Origin of the sequence: Nocardiopsis sp. NPDC050513 (assembly GCF_044457925.1) — a bacterium.
GTDB lineage: Bacteria > Actinomycetota > Actinomycetes > Streptosporangiales > Streptosporangiaceae > Nocardiopsis.
In genome coordinates, this window is the sequence record NZ_JBITHK010000007.1 from 64,181 (window position 1) to 80,395 (window position 16,215).

Genomic DNA, 16,215 nt, shown 5'->3' on the forward strand with positions numbered 1-16,215 from the left:
TGCGGGTGCTCTGACACGAAGGTCCGATGACACCCGGAGCGAAAAGGTTCCTGGGGAAGGGGGGCGGAACCACGACCGTGACCCCGGTCGGCGGGGCGCGCCGCCGTCATGGGGCGCCCCGCCGTCGTCGCGCGGCTACTGGCGCGCGTTGGTCATCTTCAGGACGTCGAGGGCGGCGTCGAGCTGCTCCTCGGTGAGCTTGCCGTCCTCGACGTACCCGCGCTCGATGACCACCTGCCGGATGGTCTTGCGCTCGGCGAGCGACTGCTTGGCGACCTTGGCGGCCTCCTCGTAGCCGATGTAGCGGTTGAGCGGCGTGACGATCGAGGGGGAGGACTCCGCGTAGGTGCGGCACTGGTCCTCGTCGGCCTCGATCCCGGCGACGCAGCGGTCCGCGAACACGCGCGAGACGTTGGCCAGCAGACGGATCGACTCCAGCACGTTGCGGGCGATCATCGGCAGCTGGACGTTGAGCTCGAAGTTGCCGCTCGCGCCGCCGAAGGCCACCGCCGCGTCGTTGCCGACCACCTGCGAGGCGACCTGGAGCACGGCCTCGCACAGGACCGGGTTGACCTTGCCGGGCATGATCGACGAGCCGGGCTGGAGGTCGGGGAGGCGGATCTCGGACAGGCCGGTGGTCGGGCCCGAACCCATCCAGCGGATGTCGTTGGCGATCTTGCAGTAGGCCACGGCGATCGTCCGCAGCTGGCCGGACAGCTCGACCAGGCCGTCACGGGCGCCCTGGGCCTCGAAGTGGTCGCGGGCCTCGGTGAGCGGAAGGCCGGTGTTCGCCGCGATCTCGGCGATGACGCGCGCGGCGAAGCCCTCCGGGGTGTTGATGCCGGTGCCGACGGCGGTTCCGCCCAGGGGGAGCTCGGCGACGCGCGGCAGGACGGCCTCCAGGCGCTCGACGCCGTAGCGCACCTGGGCGGCGAACCCGGCGAACTCCTGGCCGAGGGTGACCGGGGTGGCGTCCATGAGGTGGGTGCGGCCGCTCTTGACGACGGACGCGAACTCGACCGACTTGCGGGTGAGCTCGCCCTCCAGGTGCCGCAGCGCCGGGATCAGGTCCTTCTGGACGGCCGCGGTGGCGGCGATGTGGATCGAGGACGGGAAGACGTCGTTGGAGGACTGCGACGCGTTCACGTGGTCGTTGGGGTGCACGTCCAGGCCGGTGCGCTCCCTGGCGAGCGTGGCCACGACCTCGTTGGTGTTCATGTTGCTGGAGGTGCCGGACCCCGTCTGGAACACGTCGATCGGGAACTCGGAGTCCCACCGTCCCTCGGCGACCTCCAGGGCCGCGTCCCGGATGGCCTTGCCATGGTCGTCGCCGATGACGCCGAGCTCCGCGTTGACCTTGGCCGCGGCGGCCTTGATCTGGCCGAGGGCGGCGATGTGGGCGCCCTCCAGACCCTGGCCCGAGATCGGGAAGTTCTCGACCGCGCGCTGCGTCTGGGCCCGCCACTTGGCCTCGGCGGGAACCCTGACCTCACCCATCGAGTCGTGCTCGATGCGGAACTCACTCATTGCAACCCATCCCTCCTGGGAAAACCTGTGAGTCACAGCCTGCCAGACGCGCGATCGGGCACAGCCACTCACCCTGAGTTGGCGGTGTCGCGTGCGTCATGTCCGGTTTCGGGGCCCGGGTTCAGGCGCCGATCCCGCGCCGCCGCGGCCGTCGCCGCCAGCCCAGGAGGCGGCGTCGCCTGGGCTGACGGATCCGGACGGAGCCCAGCAGGGTGAAGCCGTCGATCTCCAGGACGGGCGGGTGTGAAAGCGTGGACGGGCGCGCCGCGGTGGTGCGCAGTCCGAGGAAGGACCAGCCGCGCAGGCGCACCTCGACGCCCTCCGGAACCTCGATCTCGACGCGGCCGAGCACGGCGCTCACGGTCATCCGGTGCCGGTTGCGCAGGAGCAGGGCCTCGCGCATGTCGACGTCGACCCGTCCGGCGAGCGCGGCCACGTGCTCGCCGGGGACCGCCACCCAGCGGCCGCGGCGGCTGAGCGTCGAGAACAGGGCGAGGACGGGCTGCGGCTCCAGACGGATGGGCTGCTGCTCGGCGGGGAGGAGGTCGGCGGTCAGGGCCGGGAGTTCGCCGAGAGTGCGGGCCTCCTGCGCGCGACCGCTGCGCTCGGTGAACTCGTCCAGGTCGAGCCGACCGTCGGCGGCGGCGTCGCGCAGCACCTTCAGGACCCGTTCCCGGTCGCGGTGCGAGGCGCGGAGTCGGGCGGGGGAGACATCCTCACTCACACCGCCACCCTAGGGCGTCCCCGGCGGACACGTACCCCGCTGCGCGAGGGGCGGCGTCCGCCGGGCGCGTCTCGGACGCGCCGCGCGGCGGAGCCGGCCCCGTCCGCCGGGTCGGCCGCGTCGGCGGACCCGGCGGACGGGGACCCCGGTCAGGGGAGGAGCGGCATCCGGAGCGGGACGGCGGCGACCGCCAGGGGCCGCACCGCCAGGCGCACCAGCGCGCGGGCGTTGTCGTCGCCCGCGACGCGGTTGGCGCCGAGCTCCCCGCACCGGACGCAGCGGTGGACGACGAGCCACTCGCCGTCCGATCGCGTCGTCAGACTGAGGGCGGCCATCCGCCCCCGGCAGTCGGCCGCGCGGTCGCCGGGGACGCTCCGGTCCACGTGCAGGCTGGTCAGGCAGTGCGGACAGTGGTTGCGGTGGGCCGTGCCCGGAGCGTCGACCGGGACCAGGAGCCGGCACTGCGCGCAGCGGAACGCCCCGGTACGGCCGGACCCGCCGCGGACGTGCGTGACGCTCTTGCGGCGCTGCGGGCGCCGGTCGCGGGGGGAGTTGCGGCGCCCCACGGTCACACCTCCCCGAGCAGGTCGAGCGGGAAGGGCGGGTCGGCGAGCGGACGCACGGCGATGCCCATGAGCACGAGGTGGTTGTCGTCCGCGGCGACGGGGCCCTCGGACATCTCGTCGCACACCACACAGCGGTGCACGAGCAGCCAGGCGCCGCCGCGCTGGACCGCGACGGAGATCGGCGCCATCCGTCCGCCGCAGCGGGCGGCGCCGCCGGTCTGGTCGACGACGTGTCGGGAGCTCAGGCAGCTCGGGCAGTGGTCGCGCGGATCGCCGTCGGGCCCGACGGCGGAGACGGTGAGGCCGCAACGGACGCAGGTGAACGTGGCGGGGTTCGGTTCGGTGCTGGACACCCGGGAACTCCTTGCTGGACTGGTCGGAAGGACAGCAGGAGGAGCGCCGAGCGGGTCTCGACGGCGGGGCGGGGCCGCGTCAGGTCGCCGAACGGGACCGGGGACGCGGGTCGTCCGCACAGGGGTGAGGCGCGCTCGGCGCGGTCCGGGGCATACTCACCGATCCTTGTCATGCGCGGGCGAGGCCCGCGGGGTGTCGTCAGCAGTGGTCGATGATAGGTCGGCCGGTGAGCGGGGGCAACGGGTTTTCCGCGCGGCCGGGGGTCGGCCAGCGTTGTCCACAGGCGGGGAAAAGCGCTGGATATCCGCGCTGTCCGATGCCTACGGTTGGCTCATGAGCACATCACTCCCCGGCCGTCGGGCACCTGGAAGCGCCGCCATGAGCGGCCGGGACGCCCCGGCCGTGCCCGCACTGCTCCTGCGCGGGGTCGTCAAACGCTTCGGATCCCTCACCGCCGTCGACGGACTGGACCTGGAGGTCCCCCAGGGCGTCGTCCTCGGGCTCCTGGGGCCCAACGGGGCGGGGAAGTCGACCACCATGCGGATGCTCACCGCGCAGAGCCTGGCCGACGAGGGCGAGATCCGCATCCTCGGCCACGAGATCCCGACCGAGTCCAAGTGGGCCCGCGCCCGCATGGGCGTCGTGCCCCAGCACGACAACCTCGACGAGGAACTCACCGTCGAGCAGAATCTGCTGATGTTCACCTACCTGTACCGCGTCCCGCGCCGCCGCCGCGCCGAGGCCGTCGCCCGCGCCATGCGGCTGGCCCAGCTCGACGGCCGGGGCGGCACCCGGGTGGACAGCCTGTCCGGCGGGATGCGCCGCCGCCTCCTCATCGTCCGCGCGCTGCTGCACCGACCGGAGCTGGTCCTCATGGACGAGCCCACCGTCGGGCTCGACCCCCAGGTGCGCCAGGACCTGTGGAGCGTCATCTCCGCCCTGCGGGACGAGGGGGTCACCGTCCTGATGTCCACGCACTACATCGAGGAGGCCGAGCGCCTCTCCGACGAGGTCGCGCTCATGGCCCGGGGCAGGATCGTCGAGCGCGGGAGCCCGGCCGACCTCGTCGCCAAGTACGCGGGCGCCACCGTGGAGGAGTACGTGCCGGGCGCGGAGGGCGTGGGCGGGCTCGAACGCCTCCTCCACGACCAGGGCTTCACCACCCGCCGCACCGGAACCACCCTGTCCGTGCTGCGCGCCGAGGAGCTGCCCGACCCGCTGCGTGACCGGCTCGGCGAACCCCTGCGCCGGGCGAGCAATCTGGAGGACGTGTTCGTCGCCCTGACCGGAGAGAGTTTCGAATGACGCTGGAACAGACCCGTGAGGACGCGCGCCCGGAGGCGCACGCGCGGCCCGGACGGTTCGAGCTGGACGCGGTGCTGGGCGTCGTCGCCCGCGAGTGGATCCTCTACCGGGAGTCCTGGCGGTCGACCACCTTCGCCGCCGTGGTGGAACCCACGCTGTACCTGCTCGCCTTCGGCTTCGGCATGGGCGCCCTCGTCGGGACGCTCGCCGGATACAGCTACATCGACTTCCTCGGCACCGGCATCGTGGCCGTGTCGATCATGTTCCAGTCGATGATGCCCGCCGTCATCAACACCTTCATCAAACGCCGGTTCCAGCACACCTACGAGGGGATCCTCGCGGCCCCCGTGGACGTGCGCGAGGTGGTCACCGGAGAGGCCCTGTGGCTGGCCCTGCGCTCGGCGGCCTACGGTTGCGTGCCGCTGCTGGTGGCGGTCGGGTTCGGTCTGAGACCGGGGCCCTGGGTGGTGTTCGTGCCGGTCATCTCGTTCGTCGTCGGCTTCGCCTTCTCGCTGTTCGGGATCTGGATCTCGGCGGTGATCAGGTCGGTGCGGTCCATGGACTACGTGTTCAGCGGACTGTTCACGCCGCTGTTCCTCATGGCGGGCACGTTCTTCCCGCTGACCGAGTTGCCGGGGTGGGTGCAGGCGGGGGCCATGGCGAATCCGCTCTACCACGCGGTCGAGCTGATCCGGGGCGCGGTGTTCGGCGGCCTCGAGGCACGGGCCGTGCTCGGACACGTCGCCGTGGTGCTGGCGTTCATCGTGGTCATCTGGTTCCTGGCGGTCAGACAGATGCGCCGCCGCGTCGTCAGCTGAGGCCGTCGCCCCTTCCGGGCAGCGAACCGGCGCCGGACACGGGAACGGCGCGGGAGGCGGTCCCTCCCGCGCCGCGCGCAACGCGTGTCCGGCCTGCGGGCTACGCCGCGCTGGGCGACCAGCGCAACTCGACGCTGCCCCGGCGCCCCTCGTCGGTGACGCTCATGCCGAACCCCACCGCGCCCCACTGGTCGGGGTCGGCGACGTCCCCCTCGGGCAGCACCTGGCGCAGGTCGAAGAACCCGGCGATGACGGCGTCGTCCATGTCCTGCATGGTCTGCTGGAACACCGGGTCGTCCGCCAGCTGCCCCGTGTCGCTGGTGCCCTGCGAGACCACGACGGCGTCGCCCTCGCTGCTCACGTTCGGCGGGGTCGAGTACGTTCCCTCGAACGTCCCCGCGATGAGGTCGCTGAGCGCCTGCTCGTCGCCGCCGACCGCGCGGTACTGGAAGCTGATCTCCTCGCCGCCGCCGCTGCCGCCGTAGGAGGGGGTGAAGAAGCTGTTCGGGTCGATGCTGGTGATCCCGAACGCGGTCGAGCCGCCCAGCAGGCCGGAGAGGCTGGCGGGGAGCGGGAGGCCGAAGGAGTTGAACTCGCGCTCGATCTCCGTGCGCTCGCCCCGGCTCATCGGCAGCTGGTCGTTCTCCCAGGCCTGGGTCAGCGCGTCGCCGAGCCCGCTGGCGCCCACGGCGACGACCGTGTTCTCGGGCAGGGTGCCCATCGCCTCCACGCTCGCCCCGGGCGCCTCCGCGAGCCAGGACAGGTCGGACTCGCCCACCTCGAAGTCGAAGGCGTCCATCCGCGCCTCGAGGTAGTCGCCGTCCACGCGCACGGACGCGGTCACCCGGCCGCTGACCTGCTCGGCCTCGACGAGGCCGTACTCGTCGCTCGCGAACTCGTCCAGCTCCATGAGCGCCGCGCCGTCCGCCCACACCGCGGCCAGGCTCCCGGAGGGGAGACCGGCCATGTCCGCGGAGAACACGTCGTCGCGCTCCAGCGGGCCGAACTCCTCCATCTGGTCCTGGAGGTCGTCCAGCATCGCGTCGGAGTCGGAGAAGACGACGAAGCCGTCCACCACCTCGTAGGCCAGGTCGTCCTCCTCGATGCCGACGAAGGTCTCCTCGGCCAGCCGCTCGTCGGTCACCGCCAGCGCCACCGCGCCGCCCATGTCCCCGTCGACGTTCGACGAGTCCGTCGGCCAGACGGCGGCCCCCACACCCTGGCCGATCCACTCCTCGACCTCGCTCTGGCGGGCGTCCGGGAAGACCTCGGTGAAGCCCTCCGCGAGCGTTTCCGTCATGTCGCCGTCGGGCTCGCCCATCTCCTCGGTGACCTCGTCCGGGAGCCGTTCGACGAACTGGAGCAGCTCGATCGCCTGGGCGCCGTCGATGGACAGGTCGAGCTTGGCGAAGGCCGCCGCGCTCGCGGGCAGGACGGACTCGGGCTTGGGGCCGCCGAAGTCGACCAGCGCCACCGTGGCCCACACCGTGCTCGCCATCACCACGACCGCCACCCCGACGGCCGAGGGGATCAGCCACCGGTTGCGCCCCCCGCCCGAGGGCGGGACCGGTCCACCGGGGTACGGTCCGCCCGCGAACGGCCCGGAGGGCGGACCGGTCGGCGGCGGACCGCCGGGCGCACCGCCGCCGGGGTACGGCGGCTGACCGGGCACGCCGCCCTGGGGCGGCCCGAAGCCCGGCATCGGCTGTCCGGGCTGGGGCGGCTGCCACGGGGGCTGCTGCGGGGGATCGGGGTAGGACATCGAACCTCCGATGAGGGGAACTCGGTGTGCGGTCACACGGGGTACACGAAATCTGATGCGCGCGGGCTCCGTGACGTTCCCGACGTGCTCGTGTTCTTGGTGTGACGGATGCGACGCGTGGCCCGACCGGTCCCGTGCGGGTGGGGGACGGTCACGGGGCGGACGTGAGGTCCACGCCGCTGTAGGCCGACAGCTTGCTCAGCCGGTGCTCGCTGAGCACCTGGCGGACGGTACCACTGCGGCCGCGCATGACGAGCGAGTCCGTGATGACCCGGGAGGACTCGTAGCGCACCCCGCCGACCAGCTCGCCGTCGGTGATGCCCGTCGCCGCGAAGAACACGTCGTCGGAGGAGACGAGGTCGTCGGTGTACAGCACGCGGTCCAGGTCGTGGCCGGCGGCGATCGCCTTCTGGCGCTCCGGCTCGTCCTTGGGCCACAGGCGGCCCTGGATGACACCGCCCAGGCACTTCATCGCGCAGGCGGCGATGATGCCCTCCGGCGTGCCGCCGATGCCGAGCAGCAGATCCACACCGGTTCCGGCGCGGGCGGCCATGATCGCGCCCGCGACGTCGCCGTCGCGGATGAACTTGATGCGCGCGCCCGCGTCCCGCACGTCCTGGACGATCTGCTTGTGGCGGGGACGGTCCAGGATGACCACCGTGACGTCCTGCGGCGACTTCCCCTTGGCGCGGGCGACCGCGCGGATGTTGTCACCCACCGGAGCGGCGATGTCGACGACCTCGGCGGACTCCGGGCCGGTGGCGAGCTTCTCCATGTAGAAGACCGCGGAGGGGTCGAACATGGTGTGCCGCGGACTCACCGCGATCACGGCGATCGCGTTGGGCATGCCCATCGCGGTGAGCGTGGTGCCGTCGATCGGGTCGACCGCCACGTCCCACTCCTGGCCGCCGCCGTCGCCGACGCGCTCGCCGTTGAAGAGCATGGGGGCGTCGTCCTTCTCGCCCTCGCCGATGACCACGGTGCCGTTCATCGAGACGGTGCTGATCATGTGCCGCATGCCGCGCACGGCGGCGCCGTCCGCGCCGATCTTGTCGCCCTTGCCGACCCAGCGGGCCGCGGCCAGCGCGGCGGTCTCGGTGACGCGGACGAGCTCGAGCGCGAGGTTGCGGTCGGGGGCGGCGGGGGACTCGGGCGAGCCGCTGGCCTGCGACATGGGGTGACACCTTCCGTCAGGGATCGGGGTGGGGCTTCGGCACCTAGGGTAGTCACCCGACGTGATCCCCGGCTGCTGTGGGTGCGCCGCACCAGATGACGGCGCCCGCGGCCCGCCCGGTACCGTCTAGTCTGGCGGCACGCGGACTGGAGTGAGGGCATGACAGTGGACAAGACGGACAAGCCCGCGCGGGTGTCCCCACGTGGCGCGGCCACCCGTAGTGCTCTGCTCGGGGCGGCGGCCCAGGTCTTCAACACCGTGGGTTTCGCGAAGGCGGGCGTGAGCGAGGTCGTCTCGGTGGCGGGCGCCAGTGTCGGCAGCCTGTACCACCACTTCACGGGCAAGGCCGACCTGTACCTGGCCCTGTACGAGGAGTTCCAGCAGCGGCAGCAGGAGCGCACCCACCGGGCCGTGGTGGACGCCCGCGCCGCCGGTGAGAGCGACCCCACACGGCTGATGAACATCGCCGCCCGCGCCTACCTGCTGGGATGCATCGAGGAGCGGGACACGGCACGGCTGTTCTTCAGCGGCGACGGCCCGCCCGGATTCGACTACCAGCTGCGCGCGCGGCTCACCCAGTGGACCGACCGCAACGTGGCGCTGTTCCGCAAGGCCGACGAGCCGGTGGACGAGGCGCTGCTGATCGTGGTGAGCGGAGCGATGCTGCTGGCCGTGGCCGAGGTCGTGCGCCGCGACGACGCGGACGCGCGTGCTCTCGCCGACGACATCACGCGCCTGCTCACCAAGCTGGAGCCCGGGCGCCGGGAGTGACGGCGGCGGCCAAGCCGACCCCGGGTCAGACGGGTCCGGGACCTGCGGCAAGCTGGGGTGCGTCATGAGTGAGTACAGCCGGTCCAACGCGACCTTCGTCAACTACGCCATCTCCCTGGGGATCGTCGTCGGCATCCTCCTGGTGATGGCGTTCGTGGTCTCCACCCGCTCCGGCGAGCGCATCCCGACCGTGGACTACCGTCCCGACGTCGACGTCCTGCGCGAGGCGGCCGACTACCCGGTGACCGTTCCGTCCGAGGACCTTCCGGCCCAGGGGTGGACGCCCACCAGCTCGACCCTCGACACGAGCGGTCCCGTGGAGTGGAGCGTCGGCTACGCCACGGCGGCGGACAGCCACGCCAGGTTCGTCCAGAGCGACGCCGATCCGGGCGGATTCGTGGCCGAGCAGGTCCGCGACGCGGAGGAGGTCGGCACGGTCGCGGTGGGCGGACGCGAGTGGGGCCACTACGAGTCCGAGGACTGGGGCGCGCTCGTCCTGTACGAGGAGGACGTCACCCTGGTCGTCGCGGGCAGCGCGGACGTCGACGAACTCGCCCAGCTGGCCGAGGGGCTGGAGACCGACGCGACCGGTGCGGACGACACGGAGGGCGGGCCCGCCGGCGGCGGCGACGCGTCCGAGGAACCGCAGGACGCCTGAGCGGCGCGTTCCGGCTGTCCGCGCCTTCCACCGCCCGGACACGACGACGGCCCCAGCCGAGTGGCGGGGGCCGTCCGACGTGCGACTACTCGGCGCGCAGGTCGCGGCGCAGTTCCTTGGGCAGCGAGAAGGTCAGAGTCTCGTCGGCCGTGGTCACCGGGGTGACCGAGCCGTAGCCGCGCGCGGACAGCTGGTCGAGCAGTTCGCGGACCAGGATGTCCGGCACGGAGGCGCCGCTGGTGACGCCGACCGTGGTCACGCCCTCCAGCCACGCGTCGTCCATGAGCGAGGCGTTGTCGATGAGGTGGGCGGCGTCGGCGCCGGCGTCGAGGGCGACCTCGACCAGGCGGACCGAGTTCGACGAGTTGTCGGAGCCGACCACGATGACGAGTTCGCACTCGGGGGCCATCGCCTTGACCGCGTCCTGGCGGTTGGACGTGGCGTAGCAGATGTCGTCGCTGGGCGGGTCGAGCAGATTGGGGAACCGGTCGCGGAGCGCGTTCACGGTCTGGGTGGTCTCGTCGACCGACAGCGTGGTCTGTGACAGCCAGGAGACGTTGTTCGGGTCCCGGACCTGGACCTTGTCCACCTCGTCCGGGCTCTCCACGATCTGGATGTGCTCGGGGGCCTCACCGCTGGTGCCCTCGACCTCCTCGTGGCCGATGTGGCCGATGAGGATGATGTCCCGGTCCTCGGCCGCGAAGCGCTTGGCCTCCTTGTGGACCTTGGTCACGAGCGGGCAGGTGGCGTCGATGGTCTTGAGCTTGCGCCGCTCGGCCTGCTCGTGGACGGCGGGGGACACGCCGTGCGCGGAGAAGACGACGATGGCGCCCTCGGGCACCTCCTCGGTCTCCTCGACGAAGATCGCGCCGCGCTCCTCCAGGGTGCGCACCACGTGGGTGTTGTGCACGATCTGCTTGCGCACGTAGATCGGTGCGCCGTACTGCTCCAGGGCCTTCTCGACGGTGATGACCGCGCGGTCGACACCGGCGCAGTATCCGCGGGGGTTGGCGAGCAGGACACGGCGTTGGTTCGTCGCAGTGGTCGTCGCAGTCATGCCCCCCATCCTAGGTGTCCTGAGCGGTTCCCGGGGCGGATGTGGGTGAGGGCACTGACATGGCCTTTCCCGGGAACGGTCCGTTCGGGGCCGCGCGCGGGCCGGGCGGGAGCGGCCGGGATGGCGAAACGTCGCCGGTTCTCCCGCGACGTGGCGAAATCGTTCACTTATCCCCTGCTCATGGTGATCCTCCCTCCTCTATCCTGGTTCACCATCGCATCCGATCGGCGGTTCGCCCCCAACACGGCCTTGCTGGTTTGCTGGACGCGCGCCGCTCGCCCACCCGCCGAAAGCATCAGGAGCCCCCGTCCTATGTCGAATCCGACCGTCGCCACGAAGCTGCTGACCCTGGTCAAGGGGATCTTCGGGCGCAAGGAGGCCGTGCCCGCCACCGCTCCCGCGAAGGGGCCCGAGTCCCGGAGCGCCGAGCCGGCCCCGGCCGCCGAGGAGAAGCCCGAGGCCTCCGCCGCCGAGGAGAAGCCCGCCGCCCAGGAGACCGAGGAGTCCGCGACGACCGACGCCTCGGAGAAGGCCGAGGACTCCGTGCCCGAAGAGTCCGCCCCGGTCGGGACGGCCACCGTGCCGGAGGCGGCCGACGACGCTCCCGCCTCCGTCGAGGAGGCCTCGCCCGAGCCCCCCGCCCCAGCCACGGCCGACCTCCAGGAGAAGAGCGCGGAGATCGCCGAGGAGATCGCGGTCGCCGAGGCCCACACCGAGGTCGCCAGCGACGAGGTCCTCGAGCGGGTCCGCAAGGAGGCCGCCCCCAGCGCCGACGAGCTCGCCGTTCCCACCTACGACGACCTCACGCTGCCCTCGATCCGCGCCCGCCTGCGCAAGCTCACCATCGTCCAGGTCCGCGACCTGCGCGCCTACGAGGTCGCGCACCAGGGGCGCTCCGAGTTCATCAAGATGTACGACAACCGCATCGCCAAGCTGGAGTCCGCCGAGTGACCGCCCCCGTCGCGGCGGGGCCGCCCCTTCGTTCGGACGGCCCCGCCGGGGGTGCGCTCAGGCGCCCGTGATCGCGCGCAGCGCGGCGACGTGCGCGCGGTAGGCGGCCCGGCCCTCCCGGGTCAGGGAGAGCCACACACGCTGTCGGCGATCCCGCGTGGCCCGGCTCTGGTCCAGGTAACCGTGGTCCATCAGGACGCTCACGTGCTTGCTGAGGACCGACGCGCTCACGCCCAGCCGCGCCTGGACGGTGGCGAACTCGACCCGGTCGGCCGCGTCGAGCATCGCGCAGATCCGCAGCCGCTGGGGCGCGTGGACCGTCGCGTTGAAGCCGCCGTCCGACTCGGCGCTCAACGGTGCCCGCCCTCCTGGTAGTAGGGGCTCGTGCGCCGGTGGTACGGCCCGAACAGGGCGATGGCGACGCCCAGACCGACGGACGCGGCGACCCAGGCCCACGGGGTGCCGTAGGCGAGGTACAGCCCGATCCCGCCGAGGACCGGGAACACGGACCAGATCGCGACGGGCCGCAGTTCGGTGGGGCTCAACCACCGGAGGACCCCCATCTGGTTCACACCCGCGCGCATCAGCACGACGGTCGCGGCCATGAAGGCGGCCAGACCGAGCACGTACACGGCGAGCCACACGCCGGTGCGGGGGATGACGAACAGCAGTCCGTAGGGGGCGACCAGCAGCCCCAGCACGGGGTAGTACCAGGCGGGCACCCTCACGGCGCGGGTGGTCTCCTGGACGGCCTCCACCTCGCGGAGCGCGGCGGCGGCCTCCTCGGGGGTGGGGCGGGGGGTCACGGGGTCAGTTTCCATGGTGGAAACTTAGCCGCTGACTTTCCATGTCGTCAACTGAGGATCCGTCCCGCCGCGCGCCGCGTGGTGCGAGGTTGTCGGCGGCCTCCCGTAGGGTCGATCGGTATGGGGATGGAGAGTTCCGCCGAGGCGCCGCAGCCGGTACGCGTCGTGCTGAGCGCCGTCGGCAACTGGATCAACCGCCTGGGCCGGATCTGGGTCGAGGGCCAGATCGCCGAGCTCAACCGGCGTGGCCGCATGGCGTACATGACGCTGCGCGACCCCGTCGCCAACGTGTCCGTGCGCGTCGTGTGCCAGACCTCGGTCCTGGACGCGCAGAGCCCGCCGCCCGAGGCGGGGGCGCGCGTGGTCGTCCACGCCAAGCCCGACTTCTACGAGGTGCGCGGCACCTTCTCGCTGCGCGCGCTGGAGATCCGCCACGTCGGTCTCGGCGAGCTCCTCGCCCGGCTCGAACAGCTGCGCCGCACCCTGACCGCCGAGGGCCTGTTCGACGCCGAACGCAAGCGCCCGCTCCCGTTCCTGCCCAACACGGTCGGCCTCATCTGCGGCCGTGACTCGGCGGCCGAGAGGGACGTGCTGGAGAACGGCCGCCGCCGCTGGCCCGCGGTGCGCTTCGAGGTCCGTCCCGTCGCCGTGCAGGGCGACCGGGCCGTCCGCGAGGTCATGGAGGCGCTCAAGGACCTGGACTCGCACCCGGACGTCGACGTCATCGTCATCGCGCGCGGCGGCGGATCCCTGGAGGACCTGCTGCCGTTCTCCGACGAGGCGCTGGTCCGGGCGGTGGCCGCCGCCGGGACGCCGGTGGTGAGCGCGATCGGGCACGAGCAGGACGCCCCGCTGCTCGACCACGTCGCCGACCTGCGCGCCTCCACGCCCACCGACGCCGCCAAGCGGACCGTCCCCGACGTGGGGGAGCAGCTGGAGATCGTCCGGCAGCTGCGCGACCGGGGCCGCCGGGTCATCCGTGGCGGCGTGGAGCGCGAACTGGCCTGGCTGCGGGGCGTCCGTTCGCGCCCGGCGCTGGCCAGCCCCGTCCGCGAGATCGACCGCCTCACCGAACAGGTCCTGGAACTGCGCGACCGCGCCCGTCGGAGCCTGACCGTCTCCCTGGACCGGGCGGAGGAGGGACTCGCGCACACACGGGCGCGCCTGCACGCCCTGTCCCCGGCCACCACCCTGGCGCGGGGTTACGCCATCGTGCAGCGCGAGGACGGGTCGGTGGTCCGGTCCGCGGCCGAGCCGGGCGTGGGGGAGGCCCTGCGCGTGCGGTTCGCCGAGGACAGCCTGACGGCGACCGTGGACGCGATCCACACCGGGCGAACCGAAGACACCGAGCACACCACGGAGGGGGAGTAGGCATGGCGGAGCGGGTCGAGGACCAGGACGAGGCGAACACCGAGCCCGAGCTCAGCTACGAGGAGAGCCGGGAGGAGCTGAACAACGTCGTCCGCCGGCTGGAGTCCGGCGGTCTGAGCCTCAAGGACTCCCTCGCGCTGTGGGAGCGCGGCGAGGAGCTGGCGCGCGTGTGCGAGCAGTGGCTGGAGGGGGCTCGCGCCAAGCTGGCCGCCGCCATGGACGAACGCCAGGGCGACGCCTCCGAGAACGGCGACGCCCCCTTCTAGGAGTCGGCCCGCCCCTGGGCGGACGCTCCGTCGGGCGGCCCTACCGCCGACCGTTGACGTCGTCGCTCAGCTCGCGGATGTTGCCGGGCAGCCCCCGGAACACCCCGATCACCAGTACCAGCGCCGTGCCCAGGAACAGCCACGGCGCCACCTCGGCCAGGCGCGAGGCCAGCCCCAGCGTCAGCACGCGGGCGAAGCCCTCGTTGCCCAGCGCGATCAGGCTCTCGGCGGCGGCCACGGCGACGAAGTAGGCGATGGGCGGGCTGACCGACAGCGACAGCAGGTCGCTCGGACGGACCAGTGACGCGGTGACCAGACACGCGGTGGTGAAGGCCAGGCCCGGGGCCGCTGGAGCGGACGTCCAGTGCGCGATCATCGTCCCGGCGAAGCTGAGGACGCAGATCAGCAGCACCCCGCCCCGGCCGGTCAGGCGGGGCGGCCGCCCCGCGGGCGCCGAGGGTGGTGGATCCGTACGGTTGGACTTCGTGGCGCGAGGGACGTCCCGTCCGCGGCCGCGGGGCCGTACGGAGTGCGGTGCGTGTCCGGGCCTCGGACCATCCGCCTTCCGCGGGGGCATGACCGTGCGCCTCCCAAGTGTGTTACTCACGGTGTTCAGTGTGTCACTTCACGTGAGTCTTCGGTGACTTTTCCTTGGATCGTGTCGCCATTTCGGCTGGTTGCCCCATCCGCGACGAACACGTCTTCCACCCGTTGGACACCGGGTTGGGGCGTGATGGTTCCGCCTGGATCCGGTACCACACAGCGTGAACGGTACCTTCTGGATCCATTTGGGACTGTCCCTGCTTCGCGTTAACCCCGTACCGAATTTTGTCGCGGACAGTGACTGACCCGATGGCGGACATTCCTTATTCAACCATTTCAGGTGCGGACAGTTCGGGCGCGGCCACGGCACGCGGGTGCTCCTCCACACCCGAGGGCCGTTCCAGCTCGCCGTCGGCCAACCCGAGTTCGTTGAACCGGCGGGCGGTCACCAGGACCCGGCTCTCCAGGGAGCCGACCGTCTGGTTGTACGCGCTCACCGTCCGCCCCAGCGCCCGGCCCAGGCCCTCCACGTGCCCGCCCAGCGTGCTGAGGCGGCCGTGCAGCAGCTTGCCCAGCTCGAACACCTCCCGCGCGTTCTCGCTCAGCGCCTCCTGCTGCCACGCGTACTGCGCGGTGCGCAGCAGGGAGATCAGCGTCGTCGGGGTGGCGATGTGCACCCGTCGGGCCATCGCGTGCTCCAGCAACCCGGGGTCGCGCTCCAGGGCGGGCGCCAGGAACGCCTCCCCCGGGACGAACAGCACGACGAACTCCGGAGCCGGAGCGAAGGCCGCCCAGTACGACTTCGCCGCCAACTGGCCGACATGCGTGCGCAGTTGCCTGGCGTGGGCGCGCATCCGCTCGGCCGAGACCGCCTCGTCCTCGGCCTCGACCGCGTCCAGGTAGGCGGCCAGCGGGACCTTGGCGTCCACGACGACGTTCTTTCCGCCCGCGAGGCGCACCACCATGTCCGGTCGGAGAGCGCCGTCGCCCGTGCTCGCCTGTTCGTCGAAGTCGCAGTGCGCGGCCATCCCGGCCAGCTCCGCCACCCGGCGCAGTTGCAGCTCGCCCCACCGCCCGCGCGCCTCCGGCCGCCGCAGCGCGGTCACCAGCGCCCGTGTCTGGTCCCGCAGGCGCTCGGAGCCCTCGCGCACCAGCTCGACCTGCTTGGCGAGTTCGGCGTGGGCGGCGGCCCGCCCCGCGTCCGCCTCGCGCAGCTGCGTCTCCACCCGGTTGAGCGTGGCGGTCAGGGGTTCGACCATGCGCTCCACCGCGCGGCGCCTCGCGTCGAGGTCTCCCCCGGCCTCGGCGCTGACCGCGCGCAACCGGCCCTCGGCCAGTTCGAGGAAGCGCTGGTTGGTCTGGTCCAGCGCCTGTGCCGACAGCGCGCGGAACCGGTCGGCCAGCTGTTCCTCGACGTAGGCGGCGCGCTCCTCGGCCGCGCGGGCGTTCGCGCGGTCCTCGGCCGAGCGGCCTCGGGCCAGGGCCCAACCGACCGCGATCCCGATGGCCAGACCGACGAGGAGCACGAGAACGAGAACGAGGGCGTCCATGCCGCCCATGGT

Annotated in this window: 18 protein-coding genes; 7 read left to right on the forward strand and 11 right to left on the reverse strand. The window is 72.3% G+C overall.

Annotated elements, in window-relative coordinates:
- Positions 1 to 135 precede the first annotated feature (135 nt).
- The 4 genes from ACIBFB_RS14425 to ACIBFB_RS14440 form a co-directional block, all read right to left on the reverse strand.
- Positions 136 to 1,527 carry a class II fumarate hydratase gene (locus ACIBFB_RS14425; protein WP_397230078.1) on the reverse strand — a complete coding sequence of 464 codons (1,392 nt, stop codon included), beginning with the start codon at positions 1,525 to 1,527 and terminating at the stop codon, positions 136 to 138.
- A gap of 121 nt (positions 1,528 to 1,648) precedes the next feature.
- Complete coding sequence (locus ACIBFB_RS14430) at positions 1,649 to 2,251, reverse strand: DUF1707 domain-containing protein (protein WP_397230080.1); 603 nt, start codon at positions 2,249 to 2,251, stop codon at positions 1,649 to 1,651.
- Between the two features lie 149 nt (positions 2,252 to 2,400).
- Positions 2,401 to 2,823: an RNHCP domain-containing protein gene (locus tag ACIBFB_RS14435; RefSeq protein WP_397230082.1), complete on the reverse strand. Its 423-nt coding sequence runs from the start codon at positions 2,821 to 2,823 to the stop codon at positions 2,401 to 2,403.
- On the reverse strand, positions 2,820 to 3,170 hold the full coding sequence (locus tag ACIBFB_RS14440; RefSeq protein ID WP_397230084.1) for an RNHCP domain-containing protein: 351 nt from the start codon (positions 3,168 to 3,170) through the stop codon (positions 2,820 to 2,822). The genes ACIBFB_RS14435 and ACIBFB_RS14440 overlap by 4 nt, the downstream gene beginning before the upstream one ends.
- 379 nt (positions 3,171 to 3,549) lie before the next feature.
- Between ACIBFB_RS14440 and ACIBFB_RS14445 the strand changes: the two genes are divergently transcribed.
- Both ACIBFB_RS14445 and ACIBFB_RS14450 read left to right on the forward strand, forming a co-directional pair.
- A complete protein-coding gene (locus ACIBFB_RS14445; protein WP_397230590.1) occupies positions 3,550 to 4,476 on the forward strand; it encodes an ABC transporter ATP-binding protein in 927 nt (308 codons plus the stop codon).
- Positions 4,473 to 5,294, forward strand: coding sequence for an ABC transporter permease (locus ACIBFB_RS14450; protein ID WP_397230086.1), 822 nt, complete (start codon positions 4,473 to 4,475; stop codon positions 5,292 to 5,294). The genes ACIBFB_RS14445 and ACIBFB_RS14450 overlap by 4 nt, the downstream gene beginning before the upstream one ends.
- Before the next feature lie 100 nt (positions 5,295 to 5,394).
- Here the strand turns inward: ACIBFB_RS14450 and ACIBFB_RS14455 are convergent, their stop codons facing one another.
- Together ACIBFB_RS14455 and glpX are read right to left on the reverse strand one after the other, a co-directional pair.
- Positions 5,395 to 7,056, reverse strand: coding sequence for a hypothetical protein (locus ACIBFB_RS14455; protein ID WP_397230088.1), 1,662 nt, complete (start codon positions 7,054 to 7,056; stop codon positions 5,395 to 5,397).
- Between the two features lie 151 nt (positions 7,057 to 7,207).
- Positions 7,208 to 8,230 carry a class II fructose-bisphosphatase gene (glpX, locus tag ACIBFB_RS14460; protein WP_397230090.1) on the reverse strand — a complete coding sequence of 341 codons (1,023 nt, stop codon included), beginning with the start codon at positions 8,228 to 8,230 and terminating at the stop codon, positions 7,208 to 7,210.
- A gap of 165 nt (positions 8,231 to 8,395) precedes the next feature.
- Here glpX and ACIBFB_RS14465 point away from each other — a divergent pair, with 165 nt between their 5' ends.
- Both ACIBFB_RS14465 and ACIBFB_RS14470 read left to right on the forward strand, forming a co-directional pair.
- The gene (locus tag ACIBFB_RS14465) at positions 8,396 to 9,001 is read left to right on the forward strand and encodes a TetR/AcrR family transcriptional regulator (RefSeq protein WP_397230592.1); all 606 of its coding nucleotides are present in this window, start codon (positions 8,396 to 8,398) and stop codon (positions 8,999 to 9,001) included.
- Between the two features lie 64 nt (positions 9,002 to 9,065).
- Positions 9,066 to 9,659 (forward strand): DUF4245 domain-containing protein, encoded by a 594-nt coding sequence (locus ACIBFB_RS14470; RefSeq protein WP_397230092.1) that lies wholly within the window; start codon positions 9,066 to 9,068, stop codon positions 9,657 to 9,659.
- A gap of 85 nt (positions 9,660 to 9,744) precedes the next feature.
- On the opposite strand, the gene ACIBFB_RS14475 is transcribed toward ACIBFB_RS14470, so the two are convergent.
- Positions 9,745 to 10,716, reverse strand: coding sequence for a 4-hydroxy-3-methylbut-2-enyl diphosphate reductase (locus ACIBFB_RS14475; protein ID WP_397230094.1), 972 nt, complete (start codon positions 10,714 to 10,716; stop codon positions 9,745 to 9,747).
- A gap of 312 nt (positions 10,717 to 11,028) precedes the next feature.
- Between ACIBFB_RS14475 and ACIBFB_RS14480 the strand changes: the two genes are divergently transcribed.
- Positions 11,029 to 11,667, forward strand: coding sequence for a hypothetical protein (locus tag ACIBFB_RS14480; protein WP_397230096.1), 639 nt, complete (start codon positions 11,029 to 11,031; stop codon positions 11,665 to 11,667).
- Positions 11,668 to 11,724: 57 nt separating this feature from the next.
- On the opposite strand, the gene ACIBFB_RS14485 is transcribed toward ACIBFB_RS14480, so the two are convergent.
- Together ACIBFB_RS14485 and ACIBFB_RS14490 are read right to left on the reverse strand one after the other, a co-directional pair.
- The gene (locus ACIBFB_RS14485) at positions 11,725 to 12,021 is read right to left on the reverse strand and encodes a transcriptional regulator (protein ID WP_397230098.1); all 297 of its coding nucleotides are present in this window, start codon (positions 12,019 to 12,021) and stop codon (positions 11,725 to 11,727) included.
- Complete coding sequence (locus ACIBFB_RS14490) at positions 12,018 to 12,488, reverse strand: hypothetical protein (protein WP_397230100.1); 471 nt, start codon at positions 12,486 to 12,488, stop codon at positions 12,018 to 12,020. Before ACIBFB_RS14490 ends, ACIBFB_RS14485 begins: the two co-directional genes overlap by 4 nt.
- A gap of 105 nt (positions 12,489 to 12,593) precedes the next feature.
- Between ACIBFB_RS14490 and xseA the strand changes: the two genes are divergently transcribed.
- Both xseA and ACIBFB_RS14500 read left to right on the forward strand, forming a co-directional pair.
- Entirely contained in the window at positions 12,594 to 13,844 is a 1,251-nt protein-coding gene (gene xseA / locus ACIBFB_RS14495) for an exodeoxyribonuclease VII large subunit (protein ID WP_397230102.1), read from the forward strand.
- Between the two features lie 2 nt (positions 13,845 to 13,846).
- A complete protein-coding gene (locus ACIBFB_RS14500) occupies positions 13,847 to 14,110 on the forward strand; it encodes an exodeoxyribonuclease VII small subunit (protein ID WP_397230104.1) in 264 nt (87 codons plus the stop codon).
- Between the two features lie 40 nt (positions 14,111 to 14,150).
- On the opposite strand, the gene ACIBFB_RS14505 is transcribed toward ACIBFB_RS14500, so the two are convergent.
- Positions 14,151 to 14,687, reverse strand: coding sequence for a DUF6542 domain-containing protein (locus ACIBFB_RS14505; RefSeq protein ID WP_397230594.1), 537 nt, complete (start codon positions 14,685 to 14,687; stop codon positions 14,151 to 14,153).
- A 289-nt stretch (positions 14,688 to 14,976) separates the two neighbouring features.
- Positions 14,977 to 16,203: a DNA recombination protein RmuC gene (locus ACIBFB_RS14510; RefSeq protein ID WP_397230106.1), complete on the reverse strand. Its 1,227-nt coding sequence runs from the start codon at positions 16,201 to 16,203 to the stop codon at positions 14,977 to 14,979.
- Positions 16,204 to 16,215: the final 12 nt, after the last annotated feature.